Annotated in this window: 18 protein-coding genes and 1 riboswitch; of the genes, 8 read left to right on the top strand and 10 right to left on the bottom strand. The window is 50.6% G+C overall.

What is annotated here, in order from left to right:
* The first annotated feature begins 58 nt into the window (after nt 1-58).
* The 6 genes from mgrB (at nt 59) to rlmA (ending at nt 4,401) form a co-directional block, all read left to right on the top strand.
* Nucleotides 59-202: a PhoP/PhoQ regulatory lipoprotein MgrB gene (gene mgrB / locus WC1_RS11175; RefSeq protein ID WP_003034977.1), complete on the top strand. Its 144-nt coding sequence runs from the start codon at nt 59-61 to the stop codon at nt 200-202.
* A 74-nt stretch (nt 203-276) separates the two neighbouring features.
* A complete protein-coding gene (locus WC1_RS11180; protein ID WP_016150392.1) occupies nt 277-561 on the top strand; it encodes a YebO family protein in 285 nt (94 codons plus the stop codon).
* A 636-nt stretch (nt 562-1,197) separates the two neighbouring features.
* Complete coding sequence (locus tag WC1_RS23755) at nt 1,198-1,341, top strand: DUF2627 domain-containing protein (protein ID WP_003034983.1); 144 nt, start codon at nt 1,198-1,200, stop codon at nt 1,339-1,341.
* 12 nt (nt 1,342-1,353) lie between these two features.
* Entirely contained in the window at nt 1,354-1,563 is a 210-nt protein-coding gene (gene cspE, locus WC1_RS11185; protein WP_001062678.1) for a transcription antiterminator/RNA stability regulator CspE, read from the top strand.
* 219 nt (nt 1,564-1,782) lie between these two features.
* A complete protein-coding gene (gene ftsI, locus WC1_RS11190) occupies nt 1,783-3,528 on the top strand; it encodes a peptidoglycan glycosyltransferase FtsI (RefSeq protein ID WP_003021017.1) in 1,746 nt (581 codons plus the stop codon).
* A gap of 63 nt (nt 3,529-3,591) precedes the next feature.
* Nucleotides 3,592-4,401: a 23S rRNA (guanine(745)-N(1))-methyltransferase gene (rlmA, locus tag WC1_RS11195; protein ID WP_016150391.1), complete on the top strand. Its 810-nt coding sequence runs from the start codon at nt 3,592-3,594 to the stop codon at nt 4,399-4,401.
* On the opposite strand, the gene mntP is transcribed toward rlmA, so the two are convergent.
* From mntP to manX, 5 genes are all read right to left on the bottom strand, one after another.
* Nucleotides 4,398-4,964 (bottom strand): manganese efflux pump MntP, encoded by a 567-nt coding sequence (mntP, locus tag WC1_RS11200; protein WP_016150390.1) that lies wholly within the window; start codon nt 4,962-4,964, stop codon nt 4,398-4,400. The two genes, rlmA and mntP, sit on opposite strands and share 4 nt — an antisense overlap.
* Nucleotides 4,965-5,094: 130 nt before the next feature.
* Nucleotides 5,095-5,199, bottom strand: a riboswitch (yybP-ykoY riboswitch).
* Between the two features lie 197 nt (nt 5,200-5,396).
* A complete protein-coding gene (locus WC1_RS11205; protein WP_003021010.1) occupies nt 5,397-5,855 on the bottom strand; it encodes a DUF986 family protein in 459 nt (152 codons plus the stop codon).
* 60 nt (nt 5,856-5,915) lie between these two features.
* Complete coding sequence (locus WC1_RS11210; RefSeq protein ID WP_008322630.1) at nt 5,916-6,767, bottom strand: PTS mannose transporter subunit IID; 852 nt, start codon at nt 6,765-6,767, stop codon at nt 5,916-5,918.
* A 12-nt stretch (nt 6,768-6,779) separates the two neighbouring features.
* Complete coding sequence (locus WC1_RS11215; protein WP_003021004.1) at nt 6,780-7,580, bottom strand: PTS mannose/fructose/sorbose transporter subunit IIC; 801 nt, start codon at nt 7,578-7,580, stop codon at nt 6,780-6,782.
* A gap of 58 nt (nt 7,581-7,638) precedes the next feature.
* The gene (gene manX, locus WC1_RS11220) at nt 7,639-8,601 is read right to left on the bottom strand and encodes a PTS mannose transporter subunit IIAB (protein WP_016150389.1); all 963 of its coding nucleotides are present in this window, start codon (nt 8,599-8,601) and stop codon (nt 7,639-7,641) included.
* A gap of 459 nt (nt 8,602-9,060) precedes the next feature.
* Here manX and yoaE point away from each other — a divergent pair, with 459 nt between their 5' ends.
* Nucleotides 9,061-10,620: a CNNM family cation transport protein YoaE gene (gene yoaE / locus WC1_RS11225; protein WP_003844070.1), complete on the top strand. Its 1,560-nt coding sequence runs from the start codon at nt 9,061-9,063 to the stop codon at nt 10,618-10,620.
* 6 nt (nt 10,621-10,626) lie between these two features.
* Here the strand turns inward: yoaE and WC1_RS11230 are convergent, their stop codons facing one another.
* The 4 genes from WC1_RS11230 to pabB form a co-directional block, all read right to left on the bottom strand.
* Nucleotides 10,627-12,228 carry an EAL domain-containing protein gene (locus tag WC1_RS11230; protein ID WP_016150388.1) on the bottom strand — a complete coding sequence of 534 codons (1,602 nt, stop codon included), beginning with the start codon at nt 12,226-12,228 and terminating at the stop codon, nt 10,627-10,629.
* A gap of 130 nt (nt 12,229-12,358) precedes the next feature.
* A complete protein-coding gene (sdaA, locus tag WC1_RS11235; protein ID WP_016150387.1) occupies nt 12,359-13,723 on the bottom strand; it encodes an L-serine ammonia-lyase in 1,365 nt (454 codons plus the stop codon).
* 183 nt (nt 13,724-13,906) lie between these two features.
* Nucleotides 13,907-14,485: a CoA pyrophosphatase gene (locus WC1_RS11240; RefSeq protein WP_003020991.1), complete on the bottom strand. Its 579-nt coding sequence runs from the start codon at nt 14,483-14,485 to the stop codon at nt 13,907-13,909.
* A gap of 3 nt (nt 14,486-14,488) precedes the next feature.
* On the bottom strand, nt 14,489-15,850 hold the full coding sequence (gene pabB, locus WC1_RS11245; protein WP_016150386.1) for an aminodeoxychorismate synthase component 1: 1,362 nt from the start codon (nt 15,848-15,850) through the stop codon (nt 14,489-14,491).
* 83 nt (nt 15,851-15,933) lie between these two features.
* On the opposite strand from pabB, the gene WC1_RS11250 reads away from it, so the two are divergent.
* Nucleotides 15,934-16,113: a YoaH family protein gene (locus WC1_RS11250; RefSeq protein WP_003020986.1), complete on the top strand. Its 180-nt coding sequence runs from the start codon at nt 15,934-15,936 to the stop codon at nt 16,111-16,113.
* 6 nt (nt 16,114-16,119) lie between these two features.
* Here the strand turns inward: WC1_RS11250 and WC1_RS11255 are convergent, their stop codons facing one another.
* A complete protein-coding gene (locus WC1_RS11255) occupies nt 16,120-16,464 on the bottom strand; it encodes a RidA family protein (protein ID WP_003020984.1) in 345 nt (114 codons plus the stop codon).
* Between the last annotated feature and the right edge of the window lie 94 nt (nt 16,465-16,558).

The following is a 16,558-nucleotide window of genomic DNA, read 5'->3' as shown; positions in this document are numbered from 1 at the left end:
TTAGGTAACGCATGATAATTTATAGGCATAAGATGTTGATTCGAAGAGTGGAGCTGGAGTGAAAAAAATTCGCTGGGTAGTGCTGATAGTTGTCGTGCTGGTATGCATACTGATGTGGGCGCAAGTGTTCAACATCATGTGCGATCAGGATGTACAATTTTTCAGCGGTATTTGTGCCATTAATAAATTTATTCCCTGGTAAGCGCATTTTTGCCACAGTTGATTACCTTCTTGTGCGGCAGTGGTAAACTACGCTGTCTACATTGAGGTGGTGAAATGAACGAAGTTTTGAATTCTGGCGCGTTGAATTTGGCGTCTTTGGCTGTATCGGTGGTGATTCTGGTTGTCGGGCTTGTACTGTGGTTTTTCGTCAATAGGGCAAGTTCGCGTACTAATGAGCAGATTGAGCTGCTTGAAGCATTGTTAGATCAGCAAAAAAGACAGAACGCATTGCTCCGTCGCCTTTGCGAAGCTAACGAACCTGAAAAAGCGGCAGAGCCTGCTGTGGTCACAGCGAAAGACGAAGATGATGACATCATCCGCCTGGTAGCTGAGCGGTAAAAACGGTATGACAGGGTGAGGATCTGTTGCTTACGTTCTCAGATGTTTCATCCTGTCGCCAACATGCCAGATTATTTTCTTCTGCACATGTCGTGTAATTAGCACTCTGATTCTCGTGTTAACTCAGTATTTTCAGATGCTCCAGCCAATTAATATCTTATCCCCGGTCTGATATAAATATAATTTCCCATACGATAAAAATATGATTATGTCATTTTTGTGATAGTGATCGTTTTATTAACAGCGAAACGTTTCTCTTACTTTTTTTGTGCATTGTCATCATTCTTTCATTATTTTGGTGCAAAAGCAGAAGGCAGATCTCATTTTTACGCTTGTGACATTTTATGCATTACTAAGCATAAAAAATGATATTCAGCACACCCTGTAACAGCTAATCTGGAACAACCGAAGCTATTGAGCTATGGTAGAAATGTCCCGGCTATGGTGCAAGCCTGGCGGGGGATGGGGCGAGCGGCGGGAATATAACACTACTCAGTGTGGCGCATAACTGTGCAGTTGCTGTTTGATGAACGACAGGATTTGTGCGACCGATCGAGACACGTTTAAAAATGGCTTGCCATTATTAACGTTGTATGTGATAACACGTTTTGGGTTAAACGAGGTACAGTTCTGTTTATGTGTGGCATTTTCAGTAAAGAAGTCCTGAGTAAACACGTTGACGTTGAATACCGCTTCTCTGCCGAACCTTATATTAGTGCCTCAAGCAGTAATGTCTCAGTTTTATCTATGTTATGCCTGCGGGCGAAGAAAATACTCTAAGGAATTTTGCAAATGGCAAAGATTAAAGGTCAAGTTAAGTGGTTCAACGAGTCTAAAGGTTTTGGTTTCATTACTCCGGCTGATGGCAGCAAAGACGTGTTCGTACACTTCTCCGCTATCCAGGGTAACGGCTTCAAAACTCTGGCTGAAGGCCAGAACGTTGAGTTCGAAATTCAGGACGGCCAGAAAGGTCCGGCTGCTGTTAACGTAACAGCTATCTGATCGACACCACTGATTTGAAGCGCATATGCGCAACCATCTCAGATATAAAGCCTCGCCTATGCGGGGCTTTTTAATTCAAAATACGTCTAAATATTTCTAAATGCCCTCCCATTAGCGCTTTGTTGCAAAGGCGTGATGTTCGTAGCATAGTTTTCCCCGCTTTCTTACGACATTTCTCGTTAAATCAGACACCTGAAAAACTATCTTGCTGGAGTTCAGGTGAAAAAGAAAAACGACGGCGACGCGCGCAATTTTACTCCCGTACGTTTTGCCCTGCTTTGTGTGGCAATATTATTGAGTCTGGGATTGCTGCTGGGTCGGGTTGCATGGCTGCAAATTGTCACGCCGACAAGTCTGGTGAAACAGGAAGACATGCGTTCATTACGTGAGGTAACTATTGCCTCGCCGCGCGGGATGATTACCGACAGAGAAGGGCGACCGCTGGCGGTAAGTGTTCCGGTTAACGCCGTATGGGCCGATCCTAAGACCATCATCAGCAAGGGAGGCGTGGGTTATAACGAACGGTGGCAGGCTCTGGCAAGGGCTCTGCATCTGTCACTGAGTACGCTGGCGGAACGCGTTAACAGTAATCCTGGCGGACGTTTTATTTACCTGGCACGACAAATTTCCCCTCAGCAGGCTGAGTGGGTCGATGATCTTAATCTCCCGGGCATTAACCTGCGCGAGGAATCCCGCCGGTTCTATCCTGCAGGCCACGTAGCGGCGAATCTCATAGGTTTTACCAACATTGATGGACAAGGCATTGAAGGGCTGGAAAAAAGCTTTAATAACCAGTTGATGGGTAAACCTGGCTCCCGTCTGGTACGTAAAGACAAATTTGGCCATGTAATCGAGAATATCACCGAAGTCACGCCTGTTCCTGCACACCAATTACAGCTCAGCATCGATGAGCGCCTGCAGACGGTCACCGAAGATGCGTTGGACAATGCCGTTACGTGGAATAAAGCGGAATCAGGAGCCGCAGTGCTGGTCAACATTGCTACCGGTGAAATACTGTCCATGGCAAGCTTTCCTGACTTCAACCCCAATAACCGTGAGGGCGCGGTACTGGATGATTTTCGTAACCGTGCAATAAGCGATACGTTTGAACCCGGTTCAACCGTTAAACCGCTGGTGATCATGACTGCACTCCAGCAGGGGATAGTACAACCGGACAGCGTGATTGATACCCATCCTTTTTACCTTGATGGACATCGCATTCGCGACGTCGGATTTTACCCGGAGCTGTCGTTGACCGGAATTTTGCAGAAATCGAGCGATACCGGCGTGTCGCACCTTTCACTGGCTATGCCTGTTCAAAAGTTGCTAGATACCTATAAGAGCTTTGGTTTTGGCGATCCAACCGGACTGGGATTAACCGGTGAAAGTAGCGGTTTAATGCCTCAACGCCGCTACTGGAGCGATTTGGATCGCGCGACCTTTGCATTCGGCTATGGATTAATGGTAACGCCGCTGCAGTTGGCGCACGTATATGCAACCATTGGTAGTTTTGGTATCTATCGACCCCTTTCGATTACCCGTATTGACCCGCCGGTAATCGGTACCAGAGTGATGCCGGAGGCGCTGGTTCACCAGGTTGAACATATGATGGAAAGCGTCGCGTTACCCGGTGGTGGGGGAACTAAAGCCGCGGTCAGAGATTATCGCGTGGCGGTTAAAACAGGAACGGCAAAGAAAATTGGTGATGACGGTAAGTATGTCGATAAATACGTGGCCTACACGGCAGGCGTTGCGCCAGCGAGCGACCCGAAATTTGCACTGGTGGTCGTCATCAATAATCCGCAAAACGGTGCTTATTATGGCGGGGCTGTCTCTGCGCCTGTCTTCAGCCAGATAATGGGAGATGTCCTGCGTCTGGAGAACGTTAAACCGGATGGCATGCCTGCCGACTCTGATCATCTGCTGGTGATGCACGGCAGTAACGTATCCTCGCCGTCGCTGTAAGTTATTTTCCCTGGGCGCAATTCGCGTTACACTTGCGCCCTTAAGTCACCTGCCGGAGTTGTCATGTCGTTTTCCTGTCCTCTTTGCCACCAGCCTCTTACTCAAGCGAATAACAGTTTTGTCTGCCCCGGGCGGCACCAGTTTGACGTGGCGAAAGAAGGGTATGTCAACTTACTGCCGGTTCAGCATAAGCGGTCGCGCGATCCGGGTGATAGCGCTGAAATGATGCAAGCCAGACGGGCATTCCTTGATGCTGGGCACTATCAACCGTTGCGTGATGCGATTGTGAATGTGCTTAAAGAAAAGTCGAATTCAGAAGATGCAGCGATCCTGGATATTGGCTGTGGGGAAGGGTATTACACCCATGCGTTTGCCGACGCGCTGGCGGGCTGTACAACCTTTGGTCTTGACGTCTCCAAAGTGGCAATTAAAGCCGCAGCCAGACGCTATCCGCAGGTGATCTTTTGCGTTGCCTCCAGCCATCGTCTGCCGTTCGCAGACGAGTCAATGGATGCCATCATCCGGATCTATGCGCCCTGTAAAGCGCAAGAGCTGGCTCGCGTGGTTAAACCGGGTGGATGGGTGATCACCGCCACGCCGGGACCGCGTCATTTAATAGAACTGAAAGGGCTGATTTATGATGAGGTGCGTTTGCATGCGCCCCATACTGAGCAACTGGACGGTTTTGTTCTGCAACAGAGCATTGCGCTGGGATATCAGATGCAGCTTCAGGGCAGCGAGGCCGTTGCGTTACTGCAAATGACGCCGTTCGCCTGGCGGGCAAAGCCGGAAGTGTGGGAAACGTTAGCGGGGAAAACGACGTTTGACTGCCAGACCGACTTTAGTATTCATGTCTGGCAGCGTCTGGATTAACCGTGGAAGTGTGCCCAGAGGATCTGGGCACCGATACCAATCAGCACCACCCCACCCAAAATCTCAGCTCGTTTGCCCAGCATTGGGCCAATGAAACGACCAATCATCATGCCGAGCGTGGACATAATCAATGTGGCGCAGCCGATGGCCAGCGCTGTGGCAATAATGTTGACCTGCAGGAAAGCCAGACCCACCCCGACGGCCATTGCGTCGAGACTGGTGGCAATGGCGGTGGTAACCAGCAGCCAGAAACCGTGGCGGCGCTGCGGTTCTTCCTCTTCATCGCCGTTGTCGCGAAAACCTTCGATTATCATTCGCCCGCCTAAAAAGATCAGCAGAATGAAGGCGATCCAATGGTTCCACTCCAACACGAATTTGCTGGCCAGCATCCCCATGCCCCAGCCAATCAGTGGCGTAAGCGTTTCAACTGCGCCGAATATCAGTCCGGTGCGCAATGCTTCAGAAAATTTGGGTTTATGCAGGGTGGCGCCTTTGCCAATTGATGCGGCGAAAGCATCCATCGACATGCCGAAAGCGAGAAAAACGGTAGCGGTGAGATTCATAACAGCGTCCTGACCGGGGTATCCATAAAACACATCACTGCCCCCAGTAACCATGCATACAGGCTGGAATCACTGTAAATACAGCGCCATTCAAATATGCATTGCAGTTGATGTGCCTATGGTCTCGCCTGACTGAACCTGTAAGTTCAGTCCGTACGCGCCACGTTTTTCAACGAGTATGTTGACACGTACATTTCCGGAGTCTGGAAATCGGCTACTCCCCAACGACGGGCGCAACCTTAACATATTTTGAGAATATAAAACAAGAAACGCAGAAATAATATTTGACTTCTAGTTGAAAACGATTTTCATTTAGATTTATTTATAAATAAAACGTTAAAATAAATAACATTGAGGACAGTGAAATATAGCCTTGGCTATGTTTGTTTTTACACTGATATATAAAAACATAGTTCAGGCTATATTTGTAAGTTATTGATTTGAAATTAATAGTTTATATATTCTCTCAAGATCGTCTATATTTCGTACACGAATCAACAATCTTCGATGTTCTAATTGCATCACCAATACACCGTCTTCAGATAAATTCATCTCTTTAATGCGGTTATATTCAATCCAGACGTTGGCGAAGAAAAAGCCTTTCTGCTTGAAGATGATTTTTGGCGTACGGATCCAGAACAGATACAAACCCATCAATACCAGTGCACATAATAACCATGTGGTAAATTGCGCGCCGTGGCTGGTGATGTTGTTGTAGATAAGAATAGCTACCAGGCCAAGGAAGATAACGCTGTCGACTCTGCTGCGGGGAAGCAGGGCGACAGTAAGCAGAGTAGGGCCATTACGGCGGGGCATGATGAACTGATCGTAAATGGCATACGCCAGCAGCGAAAAGATAAATAGAACCAGCACCAGGTCCGTGATAGTCATGAATCCTCAACCCTCTAAATAGAAAAACCGGGGGCAAGCCCCCGGTGATGTACAACAGTTTTACAGGCCGAGCAGTCCGACAGCGTAGCCCGCGATACCGATGACGAAAAAGCCAACGATGATCCACAGCGGGTTCACTTTCTTACGCAGCAGCCACATACAGGCGAATGTCAGCAGCAGAGGAACCAGACCCGGCATCAGCTGGTCAAGGATAGTCTGCACAGTGGTAACACGAGTCTGACCATCCTGACCGGTGATAGTAGAAACCACCAGTGGAATGTTTACGTGCGTCCACTTGTTAACCAATGCCCCCATGACAAACAGGCCGAGGATTGACGCCCCCTCAGTCAGTTTCTGCAGGAAGCCGCCGCCCATATCTTTAACGATATCGACACCTTTACGGTAGCCATATGCCACACCGTAATAACGGGTTGCCAGACGAACCAGGTTAAACAGAACGAAGAACAGCAATGGCCCCAGCAGGCTGCCGCTCATCGCGATACCTGCGCCGAGCGCGGCGAATACTGGGCGAACGGTACCCCAGAAGATCGGGTCGCCGACGCCTGCCAGCGGACCCATCAGACCAACTTTAATACCGTTGATGGCACCATCGTCAATCTCTGCGCCGTTTGCACGCTGTTCTTCCATCGCCAGCGTAACGCCCAGTACTGGAGCCGCTACGTACGGATGGGTGTTAAAGAATTCCAGGTGACGCTTAATCGCTTGCTTACGTGCGTCGTTGTTTTCCGGGTACAAGCGGCGGATAGCCGGCACCATGGAGAAACAGAAACCCAGCGCCTGCATACGTTCGAAGTTCCATGAACCCTGAAACAGGTTAGAACGAATGAACACGCCACGAATGTCACTCGGAGTGAGTTTTTTCTCGGTGGTAGTTTTAGTCATATCAACCATTTCGCTCACCTGCTAGTCCAGTTCGTTATCGAGATCGTTATTGCCAGCCGCCGCAGCAGGTGCACCGGCTACGCGGTTATATTTCGGGCTCAGCTGAATGTAGAGGATCGCCATTACTGCGCCAATCACACCCAGAGCAACCAGGTTGAAGTTAGTAAATGCCGCGGTGACGAAGCCGAGGTAGAAGAATGGCATCAGGTAGCCTGCGCGCATCATGTTGATGACCATCGCATAACCAACCACCACGATCATACCGCCTGCGATGTTCAGACCGCCAGTCACGACTTCCGGAATGGCGTTAAGCATGCTCTGAACTTCACTGGTACCAACAGAAATCGCTACGATTACCGCTGGGATAGCGATACGCATAGCCTGCAGGAACAGAGAGGATACATGCAGCCAGGAGAGTGCCGTCAGGTTACCGTTTTCGGCCGCCTTATCCGCTGCGTGCTGGAATGCTACGGTGATAGTACGAACGATAATGGTCAGTACCTGGCCTGCGGCTGCCAGTGGGATAGCCAGCGCGATACCGGCACCAATGCTTTGGTGACCTGCGATAACCAGAACGGTAGAGATAATTGAGGCCAGTGCTGCATCTGGTGCAACCGCAGCACCGATGTTCATCCAGCCCAGGGCGATCATTTCCAGGGTACCACCGATGATAATACCGGTTTTCATGTCCCCGAGAACGGCACCAATCAGCGTACAGGCCACCAACGGGCGGTGGAACTGAAATTCATCGAGTACCGACTCCATACCCGCGATACATGCGACGATGAACACCAGCACAATCTGAAGAGTGGTAATCTCCATTGTACTTCTCCTATTGCTATACAGACTTAAGTGTGAAAACTAAGTAAATGCCAGGGAATTATTTCACCTTGGCAATCAAATCCATCATTTTCAGTTTCTGATCGGTAGAAACCTTACGTGCCTCAAGCTCAATACCGCGTTCGTTGAGTTTCTTGAAGGCTTCGATGTCTTTGTCATCGACAGAAATTGCGTTGTTTACCTGCGTTTTACCCTGACGGAAAGCCATACCGCCAATGTTTACGGAGGTAATTTTCACACCACCTTCAACGATACGTTCTACGTCGGTTGGGTTGGTGAACAACAGCATCACACGCTCACCTGCATATTTAGGGTTGTTGTAGACGCGGATCATTTTCGCGACATCAACCACATGCGCTGTCACACCCGGAGGTGCTACCTGAGTCAGCAGCGTTTTACGCACGGTATCGGCGGCAACTTCATCACTGACGACGATAATGCGTGTTACGTTGGTTTCTTTGGTCCAGCGAGTTGCCACCTGACCATGGATTAAACGGTCATCAATACGCGCCAGGCCGATCTGCATATAATCGTTCGGACCCATCGGTTTGGCGGGAGCTGCTGCTTTGGGTGATGCTACTGGGGCAGGAGCGGCTTTCTCAACCGGTTTGGCTTTCAGCGCTTTCACGCCTTCGCTACCAGTTTCAACGGCCAGTGCCACTAATTCATCAAAGCTCGGGTTGTCATCACGCGCCATGAAGGTTTCAACCAGCATGGGAATGTTCACACCGGCGATAACTTCGTAATGCTCTTTATCGACGACAATGCGGCTTGCAGCGTTAAACGGGCTGCCTCCCCATGTGTCAACGAGAAACAGCACGCCTTTACTGGTATCGAGTTTTGCCAACTGAGCGTTGTACTTTTCGATCAGCGTTTCGGCATTTTCGCCTGGAACGAAATCTATCCAGCCGACATTTTCCTGCTCGCCTAACAGCATTTCTGCCGTCTTAAGTAACTGCTCTGCAGCCCAACCATGTGTGCCTATTACAATAGCAATGGTCACTTGCTACCTCCTTTATTATCGTTAACACATCAACGTGAAGATGTATTTGAATCGTCGTCCGCAATCGAATCGATTCAGATAAGGGTTACAAAGAAAAACCTATGATTTTCGTGAATTATTTTAGATATCGAAAAAAATATTTTATGTGATGAAGATCCGTAATTTAACTTCCGATTAAAAGAAATTTCGAAGGGTAAAATATCTCCGAAACAACTTATTGCAAAGGAAGGTAAATCTTTGCTAAAAACCGCTTCTCTCTGTTATGTTTAGCATCTGTTTAATTACTCAGGAGTATAGGGCAGTAGCCCACCATATGGATCGTCACCGACGTCATTTCACCTTCAGGCCGTATCAAGCCTGTCAGATTGGCACTTTTTGCCACAAATTTTCTCTGCATATCGCTTTAACGCCTGAGATCCTCAGCGCGCAGTTTGGTCATTCCTTAAGCAGGAGCTTGTCATGGAATTATTAATGGACCCGCAGATTTGGGTGGGTTTGCTCACGCTTGTCGTTCTTGAAATTGTTCTGGGTATTGATAACCTGGTCTTCATTGCGATCCTGGCTGATAAGCTGCCGCCGAAACAGCGAGATAAAGCGCGTTTAATCGGTTTGTCACTGGCACTGATTATGCGTCTGGGCCTGTTGTCCGTGATTTCGTGGATGGTGACGCTGACAAAGCCGCTGTTCACGGTAATGGACTATGCGTTCTCGGGGCGCGATCTGATTATGCTGCTGGGGGGTATCTTCCTCTTGTTCAAGGCTACGACAGAGCTGCATGAGCGGCTGGAAAACCGTGAACATGATACCGGGCAGACGAAAGGGTATGCGAGCTTTTGGGTTGTCGTAACGCAGATTGTCATCCTCGATGCGGTGTTCTCGCTGGATGCCGTGATTACGGCGGTCGGTATGGTCAACCATCTGCCCGTGATGATGGCGGCAGTAGTGATTGCCATGGCCGTGATGCTGTTGGCTTCTAAGCCGCTGACACGTTTTGTGAACCAACACCCGACGGTGGTGGTGCTGTGTCTGAGCTTCCTGTTGATGATTGGTCTGAGCCTGGTTGCCGAAGGGTTTGGCTTCCACATTCCGAAAGGCTATCTGTATGCGGCGATTGGTTTCTCAATCATCATTGAGCTGTTTAACCAGATTGCCCGTCGTAACTTTATTCGTCACCAGTCGACGCTGCCATTGCGTGCGCGTACTGCCGATGCGATTCTCCGTCTGATGGGCGGTAAACGTCAGGCCAGCGTGCAGATGGAATCCGACAATCCGGTACCGGTTCCCGTCCCGGAAGGCGCATTTGTAGAAGAAGAACGCTATATGATCAACGGCGTCCTCTCTTTGGCGTCGCGTTCATTACGCGGCATTATGACGCCTCGTGGGGAGATTAGCTGGGTTGATGCAGACCTGAGCGTGGAGGAAATTCGCGAGCAGTTGCTTTCGTCACCTCATAGCCTGTTCCCGGTATGTCGTGGTGAACTGGATGAAATCATCGGTATCGTGCGTGCTAAAGAGCTGCTGGTGGCGCTGGAAGACGGTGTGGATGTGGCGGCGATTGCCTCTGCTTCTCCGGCTATTGTTGTTCCGGAAACGCTGGACCCGATCAATCTGTTAGGCGTTCTGCGTCGTGCCCGCGGTAGCTTCGTTATCGTCACAAACGAGTTTGGCGTAGTACAGGGTCTGGTCACGCCGCTGGATGTATTAGAAGCCATCGCCGGTGAATTCCCTGATGCCGATGAAACGCCTGAAATTATAGCTGATGCAGGCGGTTGGTTGGTCAAAGGCGGTACCGATCTGCATGCGTTGCAACAGGCGCTGGACGTGGATACGTTAGTGAATGAAGACGAAGACATCGCTACGGTGGCAGGTTTAGTCATTGCGGCTAACGGCCATATTCCTCGTGTAGGTGATGTTATCGAGGTTGCACCGCTGAGCATTACGATTGTCGAAGCGAATGACTATCGTGTGGATTTAGTTCGCATTGTTAAAGAACAACCCGCTCACGACGAAGACGAGTAACCGGGTTTAGCGAAACGGCATGACGGGCATACTGTGTCTCCCGTTATGCCGGGTGGGCGGCGGCGTGCTGCCCGCCAGCCATTTTGGAAAATCGCGCAGCGGCATTGGCTTGGCATACAGAAAACCTTGCAATAAATGTACGCCGTGTCGGCGCAAATGCTGAGCTTGCCCCTGTGTTTCAACGCCTTCCGCCACCAGTTCGATATTCAATTTTTTCCCCAAAGCGATAATGATGTCTGTGACGGTTGAGTTCACGGCGTCTGTTCCTATTGCCGAAGTAAATGATTTATCGATCTTCAGCACATCCGGGCGGAGCTTTTCCAGCCAGGAGAGCGAGCTATTGCCGGTACCGAAATCATCAATCGCCAGTTTTACGCCAAGCCGATTTAATTCGCGTACGACCCGATAATCCACATCCAGTAACGCATCGCGTTCGGTCAGTTCGATAACCAATTGCTGGATTGGGTGCTGGCTGAACCAGTACTGATTAAGATCTTTTAGCAACGTGCCATTACGAAAATGGCTGGCGGCGACATTAATCCCAATATGAAACTGGCTGCTCATCGGGAAAACGTGTCGTTGCTGAATGGTTTCTGCGATGACATGGCGGGTAAGCGGTACAATCAGGTTGTGCTCCTCAGCGATGGGAATAAACACTTCCGGAGAGATCCAACCCTGGCGTGGGTTATTCCAGCGTAAAAGGATTTCCACGCCCATGCATTGCTGGGTTTGCGCATTAAGCAGCGGCTGGCAAAATAGTTCGAATTCCCGAGCAGCAAGGGCCAGATTAATCTCCCATGAGAAACTCATTCTGCTGGCGGTAGCCAGCCATGCCAGATAACCCACTAATAAACTTAGGATCACCGCCAGCGGCAGCTGTGTTGGCAGGTGTTTTACCGCCAACTCACTGGGACCGGGGCCGGTGACGCTAATGGTAAACGGAAAATGTTGAGATGAAAGCTGGTAGCGTTTTTCATCATTTAGCTTAGGCAGAGTATCGACAACACCTTGATCATACAGTAAATGCCGATTACCAACGGTTAAGCTGGCATCGGTGATCTGCGGCGGCTGGGGTTCAAGCAACATAGACGACAATAAGTCAATATTGACGATTTCCAGTACGCCATCTTCACCATCGGCAGAAGACGGATACCACTGAGTCAGAATCGGACTGCCTTTAATCAACGAATGGTCGGTAGACAGCAGCAGTTGCGGTTCCCTGCTGGGTAATTCGGGCTGCAGTTGACTAATGGGAACATTACGATAACCAAAAATGCTGGAGCAATAGAGGATCCCGCTTTGAATCAGACTAATAGAACGCACCGTTTGCAACCTTGCGGCATGTTTGCTTAAGGGTAAACGCGCCACTGAGCAGGGGAGGCCAATCAACGGCAGCAATACGTCCCGTCCGGTCTGCAAGGGTAAAAGCACGTCATCCAGTTCTTCTACTGCATGGTTGGCAAAGGTGACGATATTTCGGTGATTTAAATTACGCTCCGAAATAAATCGGACAGTTAATGTGAGGATGAGCGTCAGTAGTGCACATACTGTGCAGACGATTAAGCGATTCCGGCGATAATTTTTAATGATCCGTTGTGCTGTTTGCATGCGGGCCGCCCGATAAGCCGTTGGTCACAGAAGCCAACAGCAACAGAGCAAGTGTAGTGGGGAAAATTACAGTAGACGAGGGAGAGGGGGCAAATTCGCCCATCCGTTGCAGATGGGCGAAAATTAAGTATTAGTCACATTGAACTTTGATCGCCAGGCCACCGCGTGACGTTTCGCGGTATTTGGCGTTCATGTCTTTACCCGTTTCGTACATAGTCTCAATGACTTTATCCAGCGAGACGCGCGGCGCGCTGGTACGGCGCATTGCCATACGCGCAGCGTTGATCGCCTTCACTGAAGCAATTGCGTTACGCTCAATGCACGGAACCTGTACCTGACCGGCAACCGGATCGCAGGTTAAACCGAGGTTATGTTCCATGCCGATTTCAGCAGCAACACACACCTGCTCCGGGCTTGCGCCTAACAGTTCAGCCAGACCCGCGGCAGCCATGGAGCAGGCTACGCCCACTTCACCCTGACAACCTACTTCTGCACCAGAGATAGAGGCGTTCATTTTGTACAACGCGCCAATCGCACCGGCCGCCAGGAAATAGCGGGTATAGATATCCGGGCTAACGGACTCAATGAAATGATCGTAATAGGCCAGTACCGCAGGCACGATACCGCAGGCACCGTTGGTTGGCGCTGTCACTACGCGACCGCCCGCGGCGTTTTCTTCGTTAACGGCCAACGCAAACATGTTCACCCAGTCGATCACGTTCATTGGATCGTTGGACAGCTTATCGCTGGAAACCAGCATACGACGCAGGGCTGAAGCACGGCGAGGAACGCGCAGCGGACCCGGCAGCACACCTTCGGTGTTCATGCCACGATCGATACATGCCTGCATGGTTTGCCAGACGTGGCCAAAGTACTCTTCAATCTCTTTCTTACTGTGCAGCGCAAGTTCGTTCTGCATTGCCATGCCAGAGAGAGACAGGCCGGTGCTGTTGCAATATTCCAGCATTTCAGTAGCGGATTTGAACGGATAAGGCACGCTGACCTCGCCCGAGGTATCCTGACCAAAATGTTCTTCATCAACGATGAATCCACCGCCGATTGAGTAGTAGGTTTTGCTATAAATGACGGTTTCGCCATTGTACGCATGGATCTGCATTCCGTTTTCATGCAGCGGCAGGTTGCCGTTGTGAAAACGCATCCCGTCATTCTGCGGGAAATCCACTTCGTGCTGACCCTGCGCAAGCAGCAGGCGTCCACGCGTTTCTACGTCGCGGATGAATCCGGGGATGCTATCAATATCCACGGTAGCAGGCTCATTGCCCGCCAGACCCATAATAATGGCGATATCGGTGTGGTGACCTTTACCCGTGAGCGACAGTGAACCATACACGTCGACGGCGACACGAGTAACGCTGTCCAGTAATCCTTTTTCGACCAGGTCATCGACGAACTGTTTACCCGCCTTCATAGGCCCTACGGTATGGGAAGATGAGGGACCAATCCCCACCTTAAACATGTCGAATAGACTAATCACAATAATACTCCTACAGGGCGACTGGGCTTTCCAGTAACGATGTTATAACTGCGCATAGTGTAAGAGGGAACGCGGCGATCGGCTTAACTATTCACATGAATTAAACTAATAGATAACCGCGGTTTTACTAATGTTGTGACCTGAGTTTCAAGTTGTCTATTGTGTGCGTAAAGATAAGTATAGTCAGGGCTTGACGCCAATTTGCAGCGCCAGCTCACGAATTATTCCGGCAGTCATTCCCCAGACGAAATATTGCTCATACCAGGAAAGCCATACGCGATGTGAATCGCCACGACGGTAAATATCCAACGGGTGGTAACGACCTAAATGCAGGGCCTGGGCCAGCGGCATTTCGAACACTGCGGAAACTTCATCTTCACTGGCGCGATACGGCAGATTAGGCGGGATAATGCCTACCACTGGGGTGACCTGGAAACCGGTCACGCTGTCGACAGGCGGCAGAACGCCAATCACTTCTACGCATGAAGGTGGGATCGCCACCTCCTCCTGTGCTTCGCGAAGGGCGGCGGCAATTAATGAGGCATCACTGCTATCCACCGCCCCACCGGGGAATGCGACCTGTCCGGCGTGCTTGCGCAGGTGAACGGAACGCTGGGTTAACAGCAACCCCGGCTGTGGGCGACGCACGACGGGGATCAGTACGGCGGCCTGGCGCTGGTTTAACGCGGCATGATTGACCTGCGGGCGCAGGAGTTGAAAGCGCGATAAAAAATCATCAAGCGTCAGGCTGCTGTATTCCACGTGTCAATTCTCCAGTTGGTGCAAAATGCGATTCACTTTATCAAATGTTTCCTGATATTCAGCGTCTTCCTGACTGTCTGCAACAATACCACCGCCTGCGGAGCAATAAATTTGTCCGTTTGTGGCTGTCAGCGTGCGAATGGTAATGCTGGTATCCATATTGCCGCAAAAGCTCAGATAACCAATGCTGCCGCACCAGGCGTTGCGTCTTTGCGGCTCCAGTTCGTCGATAATTTCCATCGCCCGCACTTTCGGCGCGCCGGTAATAGAGCCGCCGGGGAAGGCGGCGCGTAGCAGATCGGTGGCGTATAATGACTCAGGCAGACGTGCGGTAATGGTGCTGACCAAATGATGAACGGCAGGGAACGGTTCGACGATAAACAGCTCCGGAACCTGTACCGAACCCGGTACGGCAACGCGGCCAATATCATTACGCATCAAATCGACGATCATCAGGTTTTCCGCACGATCCTTCGGCGAATTCGCCAGTCGCCGGGCCTGCTCACGATCGGCATCGGTATCTCCAAGCCTCGGTAGCGTGCCTTTAATCGGACGCGTCTGTATGTGCTGGTTTTCCAGCAGAATAAATCGTTCCGGCGAAAGGCTGAGGATTGCACCTTCCTCAAGACGAATAAATGCACTAAACGGGGCGCGGTTGGCGTGATTGAGAGTGACAAATGCCTGCCACTCATCGCCCTGGTAATGCGCCTGAAAACGCTGGGCAAGATTGACCTGGTAACAGTCTCCGCTGTGCAGATAATCCTGCACCTGGCGGAATTTTTCGCCGTACTGAGCACGGCTCATATTAGACTGCCACGCCGAAGTTAATGTAAACGGCTCACGCGTAGGCGGTTGTTGCGCGTCGAGCCATTTCAGGCGAGCCTCGACATCGGTATGGCTGAGCAGCGATACGGTCTGCAACTGGTGATCGACAATCAGTGCCCAGTCGTAAATGCCAACGGCCATATCCGGCAGCGTAATATCGCGCTCTGCAATAGTGGGCAGAGATTCGAAGCGTCGGCCAAGATCGTAGCCAAACAGACCTAACGCACCGCCCTGAAACGGCAGGTCGGGGTGATATTCGGGGTGAATCTTGTGTGCGGTTAGTGCGGAATGTAATACCGTCATGGGATCATCAAGCGAGCGCGAGGTTGCGTGCCCGTCCTGCACTACGGTCTCTGTAGCTCGCGTAACAAGCGTGGTGACGGGATCCGCCACCAGAATATCAAAGCGGTTATGCGGATGGTCGGCTTGACCCGAATGCAGCAGCATCGCCCAGGGCAGATGGCTTAATGTCGAAAAATAGCGTTCAGCGGCGTCCTGACGCCAGGGTAATGTGATTACTGCGGGAGATAACGTCTTCATCAGTCCTGACTCGTTGCTACTCTACTGGCTAACTGCCCGGTAGCATGAAATAATTAGCGCAGACAATTTAGCAGGAGTTAACAATGTTTGCAGGTTTACCTTCACTCAGTCATGAGCAGCAGCAAAAAGCGGTAGAGCGTATTCAGGAGCTGATGTCGCAGGGGATGAGCAGCGGACAAGCCATTGCTCTTGTTGCTGAAGAGTTACGCGCCAGTCATACCGGCGAGCGGATCGTGGCGCGTTTTGAAGATGAAGACGAATAACGCCGCTTAAACTGCAGCGATAATCTTAATCTCAACTTTGTATTTCGGGTTCATCAACCCGGCCTGAACGGTACAACGTACCGGCGCGTGACCCGCAACAACCCACGCGTCCCAGGCTTTGTTCATGGCGGCAAAATCGTTTTTGTCTGCCAAAAACAGGGTGGCATCAAGAATACGTGACTTGTTGCTGCCTTGTTTTTCCAGCACCGCATCAATTTGCGCCAGCGTATTTGCCGTTTGCTCAAAAGCGTCTGCATCCAGATTTTCCGGCACGCCAGTGTAATACAGCGTGTTGTTGTGGATAACCACGTCGGACCAACGCGCTTCGGCATCAATGCGCACAATCGTCATAAATCATTCCTCATTTACGTGTTTTCAAATGGCTTTGGGTTGCGCCAAGACTGCCATAATGTTGTGCCCACGTCACCTCTTCAACTGGCGAAAG

Source organism: Citrobacter sp. KTE30 (assembly GCF_000398825.1).
Lineage (GTDB): Bacteria > Pseudomonadota > Gammaproteobacteria > Enterobacterales > Enterobacteriaceae > Citrobacter > Citrobacter freundii.
Note: the sequence above shows the minus strand (reverse complement) of the source record. Positions and strands in the feature narration are given on the sequence as shown.